Genomic DNA, 12,715 nt, shown 5'->3' with positions numbered 1-12,715 from the left:
ATGAGCCAATCTGACATTTTAGTTTTGTACTACTCACGCTACGGAGCAACTCGTGACTTAGCGCGTCTCATTGCTGAAGGCATTGAAAGCGTTCCAGGTGCCAACGCTAGACTGCGAACTGTCCCTGCAATCTCCACCGTGTGCGAATCGACTGAGGCGGCAGTGCCAACAGATGGTGCTCCCTATGTTGAATATGCGGATCTCAAAGAATGTATCGGCTTAGCACTCGGATCCCCTACTCGCTTTGGCAATATGGCAGCTCCCATGAAATACTTTTGGGATGGCAGCTCCTCAGAGTGGCTAAATGGAGCGCTCATCGGCAAGCCAGCCTGTGTTTTTACGAGTACCGGCAGCTTGCATGGCGGTCAAGAAAGCACCCTACTCACCATGATGATTCCCCTACTTCACCACGGCATGATGGTGATGGGTATTCCGTATAGCGAACCTGATCTGATGAGCACTTCGAGTGGCGGCAGCCCATACGGCGTAACCCATCTCGCCCACGCTGATGGCCGAGCCCCTATTAGCGCTGAAGAGCAACGCCTAGCAATTGCTCAAGGCAAGAGGCTGGCACTCACAGCACTCAAACTTGTTTAAGGTTATTCATGTTCAAAAGCTGGCTCACCAAAAATCCATACCAACTGATTGCTACGGCAGCTTTTGTGGATTTATTCATTCTGTGTATTGCCTGGGAATGGTTTATCTCACCACTTCGGCCTGGTGGCTCATGGCTGATCCTGAAAGCCATCCCCTTGTTATTTGCTATTCCAGGCTTATGGAAAGGCAATGTTTACACCATGCAATGGGCTTCCATGCTGATCCTGCTCTACATCACTGAGGGCTTGGTCCGCATTCTAGAAACTGGGGCTAATTTTTGGATGGCTGCGTTTGAAACCACCATCGGAACAGTTGCCTTTGTTTGCCTCCTGATGTACCTAAAACCCATTAAAGCAAGAGCAAAAGCATTGAAAAAAGAGCAGGCTGCAGCTGAAAAACAGGCTTAAAAGGCAAAAAGGGCGGTATTTGAGTGATTTTTGCTAATTTCTTTAAAAATATTACTTATTCCTGTCATCTCAGCCACTTTTCCAGGCGTTGTATGCTCATGGAGGTGGCAAATATGTCAACAAGACTCAAACGTTGGGCCCGTGCAATTCAACAGATCGACTTGTCCAAAAGGACGCCTGAAGTCGCTATTGGCTATTTAGACAGCAAATACCGCGATATCGCCTGGCGCTACATCCGTATTTTGGGCTTTGAGCGCACCATTAGCTTCATGGCCAGCAATAATTTCCACCCGGAATAATGCTCTAGAGCTCTAGCCTGCCAATCACCCCAGATGATGTCTTTATCTGGGGTTTTGTGTTTCTGGGGGCAAGATCAAGCCTCAGCACCTACTCCACTCCTTCAGTTGCAGCCTGAACAATCCATAGATTTCAGCTAGTCCAAAAAGCATCCATAAGGTGATACCAGAAAAACTCATTGCGATATAAAAGCATGTAAAAGCAGTCCAAGCAATCAGAATAAAGTTCTTGTGACTATATCGATCAGATACAAAACTAATGAGGTCGGTTAACCACACGGTTCAGGGAGGAGAAAATAAATGTATTCAACATACTCACTCAATCTAGCGCCAAATTAAATATGGCTCTGACTGTCACAATCGCTTGAAACTGAACTCAATAAAACGTAGCATCAGAGGGGGCGTAAGCCTCTTTTACCAAGCTTTAACAAATAGCACTCTCTTCAAAGGAATACATCATGAGTCAAAAAAAGTTAGTGAAGCAATTATTGAAAAAATTGGATAAGTTGGAAGCCGAAAGAGAGAAGTTGATTGACAAGCTTGCTAAGACCTTAGACAAGATGGAAAAGAAAGCTCCAGCCAAGAAAGTACCCGCAAAAAAAGCTGCTGCGAAAAAGGCTCCAGCTAAAAAAGCAGTTGCTAAGAAGGTTGCTGCCAAGAAGGCTCCGGCAAAGAAAGCAGTTGCGAAAAAAGCTCCAGCTAAAAAAGCAGTAGCTAAGAAAGTTGCACCAGTAACACCCGCTCAATAATCTTTGAGAAATTGTTAAGAACTGCCCGTGAGTAAATCTTTAGTTCCCGAACATACTTACGAGGCAGACTTAAGACTCCTTCAAATTGAATTAGTCAAACTCCAGCGTCACCTTATTCAAAAAGGTAAACGTCTCTTAGTTATTTTTGAGGGACGTGATGCTGCAGGCAAAGATGGCAGCATTAAAAGTATCACTGAGAATTTAAGCCCCAGAGATACTAAAGTGGTTGCCCTGTCAGCACCCTCATCTATTGAAGAGCATGAATGGTACTTTCAGAGATACGTTGCACAACTACCCTCAGCTGGTGAGACCGTACTCTTTAATCGAAGTTGGTATAACCGTGCCGGCGTTGAAAAGGTGATGGGCTTTTGCACTGATGATCAGTACAAATTGTTCATGGCAACGGTCAATGCTTTCGAAGCACTGCTTGTAAAGTCAAATATTCAAATAGTGAAGTACTACCTAGATATCTCCAAAGAAGAGCAAGCTAAAAGACTCAAAGATCGCGCAAAAGATCCCTTAAAGCAGTGGAAGATTAGCCCGATTGACCAAAAAGCCCAGAAGATGTGGAATGCCTACTCCGATGCTAGAGACAACATGCTCAAGCAAACGAGCTCATCAGATGCGCCATGGACAGTGATTAATGCGAACGATAAGAGGCTTGCGCACCTAAATCTGATTGCAGATCTATTGACGCGAGTTGACTACCCAGATAAAGATAAGAAAATTCTGAAGATCGACCTGATGATTGTCCTCACATGGGCCGCTAACTCTAAAAAGTTGCCAAAGCTGTACCTGTAACCACCTATTGGGAGTATTAGAAGCAAAATAATATCTTCTTAGGAAGCATTATGTTTTTTGCATCTAAGCTAGCAACCCGAAATCAATTTAATACCCGCACTAGCACTTATGAGTGCCAGTGCGGGTATAAGTCATCCTATTTATATTTGTGAAGTAAAAACCATTTCGTTTTGCAAAACGTAGTTTGAATGCCGACTGTATTAATCAGACTCTTCAGTGACTTCCGCGCCAGCATCGCCGGATTCACTCAAAGATATGCCATTAGGAAGGGTTTGAACTGTTTTGGCCTCATATTGATCTATGACAGCAAGCCCATGAATGCCCTTAAAGATACGGTTTTGAAAACTAGTCATATAGCGCGTATATTTATCCAATTCCATTGCCTCAATCATCTGTGAGGCTCGAATGCCTGCAATGATTGCTTCATATCGATCTGCGTCTTGTGCCCAAGTCAAGTGATGGCGATACTTCTCCTCAATTTCTTTTTGGACAGCTGCGTAATTAAGTAAGGGTGTAGCTTGCCGATAGCGCTGACCGAGAACACTTGAAAAAATCATTCCCTGACGTTGCCCTTCCATCACATATGCATAAAGATTGGGGAACTGCTGTGCAATTTGAGCGGTGAGCTGATCACTGAAGCAATCCCGCAAAACGAGAACGTCTGAATAAGCATTTAGCAATTTAGTAGCATGCGATTTTTGTGAAGAATTTTCTTTAAAAAACCAACTAGGTAATGACAACCCGTCTAATGCGCTCATCCCTGCTTGCTTGGCAAATTCCTGCGCGATTTCAAGCGACTGCATTTTTCCTTCGATCTTCTGTCGTAAAGCAAGCATTAATCGCTCGCACCCCAAATTGGCCTCCTCAACTGTTCGTAACAAAATCTGGCGAGTGGGATCCGAGGCACCCCATTGCTCGCACAGCAGCTCAAACTGAGCTTGTCGTTGCTCTGGGTTTTCAGATGGTAGATAACCCCTAACAAAAATGGATGCCTTTTGCGCATTTTTACTAGAAATACTTTTCCCGAGAGCTGTTTTGGGGCCGGTTTGCGGATTCACTACTTTATTACTCGTATTAGCCATGGCTGACTCCTAATAGATGATTGACGGCTTTCTCACAACGAGAAAACCTTCCATCATGCTGAAGCCGACAAAAGGATTTATACCCCCCGTTAAATCACCTTGCCACGCACAACCTTAAACCCAGATGCGATCAATATCTTTTTTCGATAGGACCGAAACTCCTCAAGGTGATCCTCCGCTTTTCCAATTCCAATCCGCTTTAAAACATAATCTGCAAAGTTCACAAAATTTGTTGCTGGATAGCCCTTGTTGTTGATCTTTGGGTATTGATCAAAACCTATCATCCAGGCACGGAACAAGGCGGAAAAAATATAAGCACGCAATAGAGTTTCATCCTGTCGGCCACGCGCCAAAGGCAGTCTAACTAGGAGATTGCCAGGTCGTGGAAAGCTTGATTTGTGTCGACTAGAGCGCATTATTCGAAAATATCGCACCGCCCTAACTAGTAGGTCTTCGATCTTCCGCCTCTTAGTAAATGGCATGTTTGTGCCAGCGATGTGCCGACGCATTTCAAGGCGAATATTTTTTGGGCTGGCAATGGCCATACTATCCCAATTGGTTACTTCAATTTCCAGCGCACTCCAGCGCCGTCTTCTGGTGTACCAATGAATTCAATCCCAGCTTTTTCGAATGCATCTTTGATTGCTTCAAGAGTCTTAAATTGAGCCCCAGGAACACCATCGGCCGACTCAAGTCTTTGCATTGAAGAAAACCCAACCCCAGATTTCTCAGACAAATCAGATCTAGTCCATTCCAGCATGCCTCTAGCTGCACGAATTTGAGCACTTGTAATCAAGTTTAAAATGACCTTATAATGAGTCATTATGAACTATTAATAGTTTATATAAACTTACTAATAATACTTAAGGACTGTAAATAAATGCTTATTAATCAAGATTTTAGCGTAGATCGCAGCAAATACATAGGTGGCAGTGACATTGGAGCAATTTTGGGCCTATCCCGCTTTAGATCGCCATTACAAGTCTGGATGGAAAAGACCGGCAAAGAAAACAAGAGGCTAGATTCCCTACCCTTGAGATTTGGCTCGTTTGCCGAAGAGTTTGTTGCTAGCGAATATGCCCGCGCTACCGGGTTTGAACTTGTTCACGATGAATCGATCTACATCCACCCCGAGCATGCTTTTATGAGCGCACACATGGATCGCTTTGTATTAGAAAATGGCTCCCCTTCTCCTGCTCGTATTTTGGAATGTAAAACAGCCAATCCCTTTAGCTCTGGTGACTGGGGAGAGGTCGGATCAGATGAAGTGCCTATGAGTTATCTATGCCAGTGCATTTGGTATATGGCCATTACTAACCTCGATAAGGTTGATCTGGCTGTGCTCTTTGGTAATAGCGACTTTAGGATCTATGAGATCGCGAGAGACCTAGAATTAGAGAGCGCCGTATTGCAAAAGGCTAATCTCTTTTGGAATGACTATGTTTTAAAAGATCTACCACCACCAGCACAAAGCGAAGCCGATTGTCAGGCCCTCTTTAGTAAAGGCGATCCAGCCAGGTCTGTAGAGGCCAAAGCGCAAACGCTGGAATTAACTTCCCGCCTACAAGTACTTAATAGTGAGATCGATGTTCGTGAGCAAGAGATCTCCTCCATTAAACAAAACATCATGAATCAAATGGGAGAGGCGGAATCCCTTACCCATCAAGGCAAGGTACTGGCAACTTGGAAAGCTCCTAAGCCATCCTTCAGGTTAGATAGCAAACGCTTAGAACTAGAGCATCCAGAGATTGCGAATAACTACAAGATGCCAGTACAGAACAGCAGGCGTTTAGTTATTAAACAGATTGCTTAGCCAATACAAGGAGACCCACATGAAAAACAATTTAGAGAGATCCAGTAAACCCAATAAGCGCTCTCAGGCTTTAAAGAGGATCCTGCAAAAGCAAGGCTTAGAACATATTGCAGAAGATCTTATTGAGCCGAGGATACAAGCAACTAGCCCAGCTAACAGCCCAACGATAGTCACCTTTGGCGCAGGATCCGTCATTCAAACTAGCGGTCAAACAAATATCACTCAATCCATTGAGCTCTTCAATAGCCTGATTACAAAAGAACTCGCTAGAGCAGCTAGTGGACTAGGCATTGATGAGGCAGAGCTCCATGCCTGGGTAGATCTGCAAATTGAAGTGCCTGCCAAGTCGATTTTGACATTACTCAGAATGATGCAAAGTCTGCACTTAGACCCCCTGTCTGAAGAAATCGGCTTTACTCAATATGAAGATGGGCAATGGCAAGTATTGATTACGATTGAAGGATGCGCTAAGTTACTCAATCAACATCCCCAATTTAATGGCTTGCACTTTACTCAAGCCGATACCCTCATTGATGGACTACCGGAATGGATCGAGTGCTCAATCTATCGCAAAGATCGTGAAGTACCCACCACTGTGCGGGAGTACCTAGCTGAAGTAAAAGGTGAAAACGAGATCTGGAAGAAGATGCCCAGAAGAATGCTAAGACATCGGGCATTACAGCAGTGCGTGAGGTTGGCGATAGCGTAGAGCTTGTCACTAGCCATAGCGATCTTTTCCATCTCTGGATACATATATAAATCTAATTTAGCCCTCAAGCCTGCGCCCAAATCCTTTCATACATTTCCCGCCTCTTGATTATGGCTGAGGCGCCTTATTTAGATATGGTAGCCCTAGGATCTGCTGAAGTTTCCATTGCAACTCTTACAACCTTCTTGGCCATTGCCACAAATGATTCAACTGAGCCACCACCAGTTCGGAAAGATTCACCCTCAATTGTTACTAGGCCTTCGCCAATCACTTCTTTAGTTTGGCTATCGGTAATCTTGCTTTCCACTAGCATCGCAGGAGTTTTGGAGTTGACACCACCAGCATAGGCAGCTGCATTCATTGCCAAACCAATCGGTGTGAAATTCCAGGGTTGCAAGCTATCTGCTGAGCTCTCTGCTCCAGTAATACCAACAGAGATGCGAGCTACTCCTGGACCAGCTTGATTCACGATCTTAATATTGCCGCGGCTAATGACTGCATTGACCATTGAGTCCTGTAATGCCACCTGCGCTTGACTAATTACTTCCGGTGAAATTTCTTTAGTCGCATTCTGATTCAAATAAATTGGATCCAAAATTACTGCAGTGTAGGTGCTTGCATTTACACCCGCCTTACGATATCTCCAAATACGGGTATCTGCTTCAGAAGTAGCCATTGGTACGAGCACGGAGTAATTTGGTAAGAAACCAGACTTTGGCATTGGCTGACTTGCTAGCTTAGGGGTGTTGCTACATGCTGCCAATAAAGTTACTGCAGAAATTGCTGCAACTAAAGCGCCTAATTTGTTCATTTTTAGATCCGATGCGTGATGTGGGGGGAATTAGCTCTTAAGCTAGTTGAGCTGATCATACGCTTCATTCATGGCTAAGAGCCACCCTACTTTATGGTCCTGGGCAAGGCATGAGACTGCCAGACTTTTGATGGAGTTGCGGCTTGCACTCAACTGGTGCACTAGTAGCTTTCGAGACTGAGGCGGGCTTTGACGCTGAATCTGATACCGAGCTTGCAGCGGCATTAGGCATCTGAACCTCTTGACCCTGCTTTACTTTTGGCGCAGCCGCATTTAAGGCCGGAATCGATTTATAAAATTGCCTGTCACTCCCAGGGCAAGGCATCAAGGCACCAGTCTTGGCATTCATGACTGGTTTACATTCAGGATCAGCTTGTAATCTTGCTTCAAGCTTATCAACAGTACAGGCGCTCAGCAATGAAATGATAAAAGAAAAAGTGGTAATGCGAAGCGAGTGAGAGATTTTCATGCAAACTATTCTAGGCTAAACAGCCGAGCATGAATAGTGGCAATATATGGAATCCATTTAATACGTCATCACTACAGGAGATCAATGTGAATAAGGAAGCATTTGAAAAAGGTTTAAAAACACGTCGTGAAGTACTGGGGGCTGAGTATGTAGATAACTCCATTAAGAATGCCGATGCATTCAACATGCCTATGCAGGAATTGGTGACTGAATATTGCTGGAATGAAATTTGGAACCGACCTGGTCTTGACCGTAGAACAAGAAGCATCATTAACCTATCCATGATCACCGCCTTAAATCGCCCTCATGAGCTTAAGCTTCATGTGAGAGGCGCCATTAATAATGGCCTGAGCAAAGAAGATATCCAGGAAGTATTTTTACAGGCCGCAATTTACTGCGGTGTTCCAGCAGCAATTGATAGCTTCCGCTGTGCGAAAGAAGTTTTTGCAGAAATGGGAATCTAAATTAGTGATCCAAGATTTTTGAGAGGAAATCTTTGGCTCTCGGCGATCTTGCTTCGGGATTGCCAAAGAACTCATCCTTGCTGCAGTCCTCGATAATTTTGCCTTGATCCATGAAGATCACACGGTGGCTCACCTTGCGGGCAAAACCCATCTCGTGAGTCACGCAACACATTGTCATGCCCTCATTTGCCAGCTTAACCATCACATCGAGCACCTCACCAACCATCTCGGGATCAAGCGCTGAAGTTGGCTCATCAAAGAGCATCACAATCGGATCCATGCTTAAAGCACGCGCAATTGCGACTCGTTGCTGCTGACCTCCAGACAACTGTCCAGGAAATTTATCCTTTTGAGCCATGAGGCCGACTCGCTCAAGATACTTAAGACCATGAGCCTTAGCCTCATCGACCGACCTTCCCAAGACCTTCATTTGCGCAAGGGTGAGGTTTTGAGTAACGCTCAGATGCGGGAATAGTTCAAAGTGTTGAAACACCATACCAACACGGGAGCGTAGTTTCGGTAAATTGGTTTTTGGATCATGAAGAGCTATACCATCAACCACAATCTCGCCGGCCTGAAAAGGCTCGAGGGCATTTATTGTTTTGATCAGCGTAGATTTACCTGAGCCTGAAGGACCGCAAATCACAACGACTTCACCTTTTTTAATCGATGTGGAGCAATCAGTTAGCACCTGAAATGAGCCATACCATTTGGAAACATTTTGAAGTTGAATCATGATGATCTATAAAATTTGTCTAGATGGAATTAGCGAATAATCGCAACTTTAGCTTGGATTATGCGAACCAATTTAGAAAGCCAGAAACAAATTAAAAAATAGGTAGCGGCAGCCAAGATATAGGTTTCGATTGGTCGGCCATAATTTTTGCCAGCAATCTCAAAGCCTTTGAGTAAGTCGTATGCGCCAATTGCATAGACTAAAGAAGTATCTTGAAACAGTACAATTGTCTGAGTCATAAATACTGGGATCATATTTCTAAAAGCTTGGGGCAAAACTACCAATCGCATATTCTGGCCATAAGTCATTCCCAATGCTTCTCCTGCATAGGTTTGGCCTTTAGGCACAGACTGAATGCCGGCGCGGACAATTTCTGAGAAAAAGGCCGCCTCAAATGCAATAAAGGTGATTGTTGCTGAAAGGTCTGCTCCAATCGGCCTGCCGATCAAAATTGGTATTAGCAAGAAAAACCACAGGATTACCATTACCAAGGGAATGGATCGCATCGTGTTCACGTAGAAGGTAGCCGGATATATCAAGGCTGACCGTCCAGACAAACGCATTAAGGCTAGAAAAGTTCCAAAAAGAATGCCACCAACCGTTGCAAAAACAGTCAACTGCACACTAAACAACAAACCCTTCAAGATGTAGTTTGTGAATAACTCCCAATTATAGAAACCCAGATCTAAGCTCAACATGTCATCTGCCCAATGAACACTTAGTGAGCCAAGCTTGCGTCATTAGACACAATAAAACCCGGGATGCGGCTACGCTTTTCAATCAAAGTCATCACTCTATTGACTGCGAATGCTGAGAGGGCATATAAAAATGTCACTGCCAAATAAATCTCAACGCCCTTGGATGTTTCCTCTTGAGCCTGCATGGCGAATAAAGTCAACTCTGGCACAGAAACAGCAAAGGCAACTGAAGAGTTTTTAATTAAATTCATACTCTCAGATGTCAGTGGTGGAATCACAATCCGCAATGCCATTGGTAAGATCACGTAACGATAACTTTGGGCAGTGGTTAAGCCCAATGCAGTTGCTGCAGCGGTTTGTCCGCTAGGCAATGCCTGGATACCCGCCCTCACCTGCTCCGCTATGCGGGCAGATGTGAAGAAGCCCAGAGCAATACTTACCAACCAATAAGATGGCAGAGACTTTAGGGGCAATACAAAGGATGGGATCACGTGATACCAAAGAAATACTTGAACCAAGATGGGAATATTTCTAAATAACTCGACCCAAGTAGTAGAAATACGAATTAACCATCTATTAAGAGAGGTAGTGATTGGCAAGGTACGTAGAGTGCCCATCACCACCCCCAAAAATAAAGCAATAATCAGACCTAGACCAGCAACAGCTAAGGTCCAACCCCAGGCCTTCATAAGCCAGTCAAGGTAGCTAGGATCGCTATTTTGGGCTAAGCCGAAAAGAGCGGAGAAGCAGTGATCCACCGCTTCCCCATCCAAGGTGTTTTTACAAAAAACACCTAAGTCTAAAAACATATCATTAGCTCGTAACTGTTGAGTACTTGCCGTTTACTTCTTGTTGTAATCTTCGGCAGGCTTGTCGTTGAGATTAGCCCAAGCATTTTTAGTGGCTGGAGATAACTCAAGACCTACAACAATATTTTTTGGTGGAATTGGGCCTAAAAACCATTTATTCCATAGTTTAGGCATATTGCCGTTAGTCACAATCTTGGCAATAGCAGCATTCACAGCAGCCTTAAATTCTGGATCATTCTTGGGAACCATAATCGCAATAGGCTCAGTTGCAAGAACCTCGCCAACAATCTTGTAATCTTTTGGATTCTTGGAGTTAGCAATATTGCCAGCCAAGATTGAACCATCCATTACGAACGCATCAGCGCGACCAGACTCCAGGAGCAAGAAACTGTCGGCATGGTCTTTACCAAATACCTCGTCAAAATTAACGCCATTGGCTTTTTCATGCTTGCGTAGTAGCTGTACTGATGTAGTACCAGTAGTTGTCGCCACTTTCTTTCCCGCCAACTGAGCAATTGACGTAATGCCAGAGTTCGCCTTTACCGCAATCCGAACCTCTTCAACGTAGAGAGTATTAGCAAAGCCAACATCCTTAGCGCGCGCTGTATTGTTGGTCGTTGTACCGCACTCAATATCCACTGTGCCGTTTTGAACCAAGGGCACACGATTCTGGGATGTAACGGGTTGATAGTTAATACGCAGAGTACTTAAACCCAACTTGTCTTTGACGTCAGCCAAAATCATGCGACAAACCTCAACGTGATAGCCATCAAAGCGACTATCTCCGGTTGTGTATGACATTGGAATTGACGATTCACGAACACCCATAGTTACAGTGCCGGTAGATTTAATTTTATCCATCGTCTGGCTTGCAGCATGAGCGTTTACGGCACCCAACAAGAATGTTGCAGCGATTAAACAATTAGTGCTCAGTCTTTTGCTTTTCACGAATATCTCCTATCGTCTATAAACATCAAAATATCAGCACCAGTATATTCATAGCCATCAAAATGAAGGCATGGATATCCCCCAATAGGGTAAACGAAGAGGAAAAAGTGGGGGTGGCCTGCCCAGCACGATTCGAACGTGCGACCTACGCCTTAGAAGGGCGTTGCTCTATCCAGCTGAGCTATAGCAATACCCTTATAAATCAAAGATTTAACGGGTACTGAGGCTACGCGGCAGAACTCTTGGACAACTATTTGGACAAGAGGTTAACAAAATGGCATCCATTACAAGGCGTAACGGGTCATATCGAGTTCGTATTTATCGCAAGAATCAGAATCCAATCTGTAAGTCGTTTACCAAAGAATCCGATGCAATTCAGTGGCTAAAGGTTACCCAGGCTCAACTAGAGCTAGGTTTATACCAAGAGCCGGCTATTCCATCTAATTCGCTTATGACGAGCTTTAGGGATGCTGCGATTCATTACATGAAAACTCACTCCATCCACAAGAAGATTGTTCGCTCTGAAACTTACCGATTACAAATCCTCATTAAGCGTTGGGGAGACTTACCTATTGAAAAGGTAGATAAGTTAGCAGTTCTCACCCTAAGAGATGACTTACTAAAAATGGGTCGTTCTGGGGAAACAATAAACCATTACTTCAATACCATCTCAAAGTTATTTCAGATGCTTGAGGGTGACTGGGACATAGTTATAGCGAACCCTATCAGAGGTATTAAACGTATGCCTAAGCCTCTTGGTAGAACCAAGCGAGTCAGTTCAACGATGGAAGAACATTTACTAGCATCTTGTCTTGAGTTATCGATGCCCCTACTCTCATCCATTATTCAATTTGCTATTCAAACAGGCATGAGACGAGGTGAACTTATGGGTCTCAAATGGACTGATATTGACCTACCAAATCGAAGAGCATATTTGCATACTTCTAAAAATGGAGAGCCAAGACAAGTGCCCCTTACTAAGATGGCTATAGCGGTCTTACAGGGGCTTAATAAAGGGGATGAAGACAAAGTATTTCCGATGACTTTAAATGTCCTCAGGAACCAATATGAGCGAGCTAGAGCATATTCAAAAGAGCATTGGATTGAGCTTGGAATCAACCCATTTATAGGACTTAGATTCCACGACCTAAGGCATGAAGCTATTAGCCGTATGTCAGATTTAGGTCTCAATGTAATAGAGCTCTCAAGTATCAGCGGGCATAAGACATTGGCTATGTTGGGACGCTACACTCACCCATCACATCAAGCTATTTACAATAAGCTGGATAAAGTGTTTTAAACCTTGATAAATGGTCGTAATACTTC

At 44.1% G+C, this 12,715-nt stretch carries 18 protein-coding genes and 1 tRNA gene; 9 read left to right on the top strand and 10 right to left on the bottom strand.

Going from position 1 to position 12,715, the window contains the following annotated elements; genetic code table 11:
* From wrbA to ppk2, 5 genes are all read left to right on the top strand, one after another.
* Positions 1 to 597, top strand: coding sequence for an NAD(P)H:quinone oxidoreductase (gene wrbA / locus FD971_RS04360; RefSeq protein ID WP_215334866.1), 597 nt, complete (start codon positions 1 to 3; stop codon positions 595 to 597).
* Positions 598 to 605: 8 nt separating this feature from the next.
* On the top strand, positions 606 to 1,004 hold the full coding sequence (locus FD971_RS04355) for a DUF2069 domain-containing protein (protein ID WP_215334864.1): 399 nt from the start codon (positions 606 to 608) through the stop codon (positions 1,002 to 1,004).
* Positions 1,005 to 1,117: 113 nt separating this feature from the next.
* Entirely contained in the window at positions 1,118 to 1,303 is a 186-nt protein-coding gene (locus FD971_RS04350) for a hypothetical protein (RefSeq protein ID WP_015420997.1), read from the top strand.
* A 455-nt stretch (positions 1,304 to 1,758) separates the two neighbouring features.
* Positions 1,759 to 2,049 (top strand): serine/threonine protein kinase, encoded by a 291-nt coding sequence (locus FD971_RS04345; protein ID WP_215334862.1) that lies wholly within the window; start codon positions 1,759 to 1,761, stop codon positions 2,047 to 2,049.
* 27 nt (positions 2,050 to 2,076) lie between these two features.
* Positions 2,077 to 2,850: a polyphosphate kinase 2 gene (gene ppk2 / locus FD971_RS04340; protein ID WP_251368679.1), complete on the top strand. Its 774-nt coding sequence runs from the start codon at positions 2,077 to 2,079 to the stop codon at positions 2,848 to 2,850.
* Between the two features lie 200 nt (positions 2,851 to 3,050).
* On the opposite strand, the gene FD971_RS04335 is transcribed toward ppk2, so the two are convergent.
* The 3 genes from FD971_RS04335 to FD971_RS04325 all read right to left on the bottom strand — a co-directional run bounded on the left by FD971_RS04335 (position 3,051) and on the right by FD971_RS04325 (position 4,728).
* On the bottom strand, positions 3,051 to 3,932 hold the full coding sequence (locus tag FD971_RS04335) for a hypothetical protein (protein ID WP_215334860.1): 882 nt from the start codon (positions 3,930 to 3,932) through the stop codon (positions 3,051 to 3,053).
* An 89-nt stretch (positions 3,933 to 4,021) separates the two neighbouring features.
* On the bottom strand, positions 4,022 to 4,477 hold the full coding sequence (locus tag FD971_RS04330) for a hypothetical protein (RefSeq protein ID WP_215334858.1): 456 nt from the start codon (positions 4,475 to 4,477) through the stop codon (positions 4,022 to 4,024).
* Positions 4,478 to 4,491: 14 nt separating this feature from the next.
* A complete protein-coding gene (locus FD971_RS04325; protein WP_215334856.1) occupies positions 4,492 to 4,728 on the bottom strand; it encodes a helix-turn-helix domain-containing protein in 237 nt (78 codons plus the stop codon).
* An 84-nt stretch (positions 4,729 to 4,812) separates the two neighbouring features.
* Here FD971_RS04325 and FD971_RS04320 point away from each other — a divergent pair, with 84 nt between their 5' ends.
* Together FD971_RS04320 and FD971_RS04315 are read left to right on the top strand one after the other, a co-directional pair.
* The gene (locus FD971_RS04320; protein WP_215334854.1) at positions 4,813 to 5,745 is read left to right on the top strand and encodes a YqaJ viral recombinase family protein; all 933 of its coding nucleotides are present in this window, start codon (positions 4,813 to 4,815) and stop codon (positions 5,743 to 5,745) included.
* Between the two features lie 19 nt (positions 5,746 to 5,764).
* Positions 5,765 to 6,454 carry a recombinase RecT gene (locus tag FD971_RS04315; RefSeq protein ID WP_215334852.1) on the top strand — a complete coding sequence of 230 codons (690 nt, stop codon included), beginning with the start codon at positions 5,765 to 5,767 and terminating at the stop codon, positions 6,452 to 6,454.
* Between the two features lie 124 nt (positions 6,455 to 6,578).
* Here the strand turns inward: FD971_RS04315 and FD971_RS04310 are convergent, their stop codons facing one another.
* On the bottom strand, positions 6,579 to 7,265 hold the full coding sequence (locus tag FD971_RS04310) for a DUF3313 domain-containing protein (RefSeq protein ID WP_215334850.1): 687 nt from the start codon (positions 7,263 to 7,265) through the stop codon (positions 6,579 to 6,581).
* A 91-nt stretch (positions 7,266 to 7,356) separates the two neighbouring features.
* Complete coding sequence (locus FD971_RS04305; protein ID WP_215334848.1) at positions 7,357 to 7,734, bottom strand: hypothetical protein; 378 nt, start codon at positions 7,732 to 7,734, stop codon at positions 7,357 to 7,359.
* An 86-nt stretch (positions 7,735 to 7,820) separates the two neighbouring features.
* On the opposite strand from FD971_RS04305, the gene pcaC reads away from it, so the two are divergent.
* Positions 7,821 to 8,198, top strand: coding sequence for a 4-carboxymuconolactone decarboxylase (pcaC, locus tag FD971_RS04300; RefSeq protein WP_215329790.1), 378 nt, complete (start codon positions 7,821 to 7,823; stop codon positions 8,196 to 8,198).
* 1 nt (position 8,199) lies between these two features.
* On the opposite strand, the gene FD971_RS04295 is transcribed toward pcaC, so the two are convergent.
* The 5 genes from FD971_RS04295 to FD971_RS04275 all read right to left on the bottom strand — a co-directional run bounded on the left by FD971_RS04295 (position 8,200) and on the right by FD971_RS04275 (position 11,579).
* The gene (locus FD971_RS04295; RefSeq protein WP_215334845.1) at positions 8,200 to 8,934 is read right to left on the bottom strand and encodes an amino acid ABC transporter ATP-binding protein; all 735 of its coding nucleotides are present in this window, start codon (positions 8,932 to 8,934) and stop codon (positions 8,200 to 8,202) included.
* 29 nt (positions 8,935 to 8,963) lie between these two features.
* Positions 8,964 to 9,632 (bottom strand): amino acid ABC transporter permease, encoded by a 669-nt coding sequence (locus tag FD971_RS04290; RefSeq protein ID WP_215334844.1) that lies wholly within the window; start codon positions 9,630 to 9,632, stop codon positions 8,964 to 8,966.
* A gap of 20 nt (positions 9,633 to 9,652) precedes the next feature.
* Positions 9,653 to 10,441: an amino acid ABC transporter permease gene (locus FD971_RS04285; RefSeq protein WP_215334843.1), complete on the bottom strand. Its 789-nt coding sequence runs from the start codon at positions 10,439 to 10,441 to the stop codon at positions 9,653 to 9,655.
* Positions 10,442 to 10,474: 33 nt separating this feature from the next.
* Positions 10,475 to 11,374: an amino acid ABC transporter substrate-binding protein gene (locus tag FD971_RS04280; protein WP_371743072.1), complete on the bottom strand. Its 900-nt coding sequence runs from the start codon at positions 11,372 to 11,374 to the stop codon at positions 10,475 to 10,477.
* A gap of 129 nt (positions 11,375 to 11,503) precedes the next feature.
* Positions 11,504 to 11,579 (bottom strand) — tRNA-Arg (locus tag FD971_RS04275).
* Positions 11,580 to 11,663: 84 nt separating this feature from the next.
* On the opposite strand from FD971_RS04275, the gene FD971_RS04270 reads away from it, so the two are divergent.
* Complete coding sequence (locus FD971_RS04270; RefSeq protein WP_215334842.1) at positions 11,664 to 12,689, top strand: site-specific integrase; 1,026 nt, start codon at positions 11,664 to 11,666, stop codon at positions 12,687 to 12,689.
* The last annotated feature ends 26 nt before the right edge of the window (positions 12,690 to 12,715 follow it).

It is taken from the genome of Polynucleobacter sp. AP-Ainpum-60-G11 (genome assembly GCF_018688375.1).
Classification (GTDB): domain Bacteria; phylum Pseudomonadota; class Gammaproteobacteria; order Burkholderiales; family Burkholderiaceae; genus Polynucleobacter.
The sequence above is the reverse complement of the archived record's forward strand: the minus strand, read 5'-3'. Positions and strand labels throughout refer to the sequence as shown.

Bases quoted from the DNA above. Each gene is read 5' to 3' on its own strand.
- FD971_RS04310 (WP_215334850.1), bottom strand. From the start codon at position 7,265: ATGAACAAATTAGGCGCTTTAGTTGCAGCAATTTCTGCAGTAACTTTA.
- FD971_RS04335 (WP_215334860.1), bottom strand. From the start codon at position 3,932: ATGGCTAATACGAGTAATAAAGTAGTGAATCCGCAAACCGGCCCCAAA.
- FD971_RS04285 (WP_215334843.1), bottom strand. From the start codon at position 10,441: ATGTTTTTAGACTTAGGTGTTTTTTGTAAAAACACCTTGGATGGGGAA.
- FD971_RS04355 (WP_215334864.1), top strand. From the start codon at position 606: ATGTTCAAAAGCTGGCTCACCAAAAATCCATACCAACTGATTGCTACG.
- FD971_RS04315 (WP_215334852.1), top strand. From the start codon at position 5,765: ATGAAAAACAATTTAGAGAGATCCAGTAAACCCAATAAGCGCTCTCAG.
- FD971_RS04320 (WP_215334854.1), top strand. From the start codon at position 4,813: ATGCTTATTAATCAAGATTTTAGCGTAGATCGCAGCAAATACATAGGT.
- FD971_RS04330 (WP_215334858.1), bottom strand. From the start codon at position 4,477: ATGGCCATTGCCAGCCCAAAAAATATTCGCCTTGAAATGCGTCGGCAC.
- FD971_RS04350 (WP_015420997.1), top strand. From the start codon at position 1,118: ATGTCAACAAGACTCAAACGTTGGGCCCGTGCAATTCAACAGATCGAC.
- wrbA (WP_215334866.1), top strand. From the start codon at position 1: ATGAGCCAATCTGACATTTTAGTTTTGTACTACTCACGCTACGGAGCA.
- FD971_RS04290 (WP_215334844.1), bottom strand. From the start codon at position 9,632: ATGTTGAGCTTAGATCTGGGTTTCTATAATTGGGAGTTATTCACAAAC.
- FD971_RS04345 (WP_215334862.1), top strand. From the start codon at position 1,759: ATGAGTCAAAAAAAGTTAGTGAAGCAATTATTGAAAAAATTGGATAAG.
- FD971_RS04270 (WP_215334842.1), top strand. From the start codon at position 11,664: ATGGCATCCATTACAAGGCGTAACGGGTCATATCGAGTTCGTATTTAT.
- FD971_RS04295 (WP_215334845.1), bottom strand. From the start codon at position 8,934: ATGATTCAACTTCAAAATGTTTCCAAATGGTATGGCTCATTTCAGGTG.
- FD971_RS04305 (WP_215334848.1), bottom strand. From the start codon at position 7,734: ATGAAAATCTCTCACTCGCTTCGCATTACCACTTTTTCTTTTATCATT.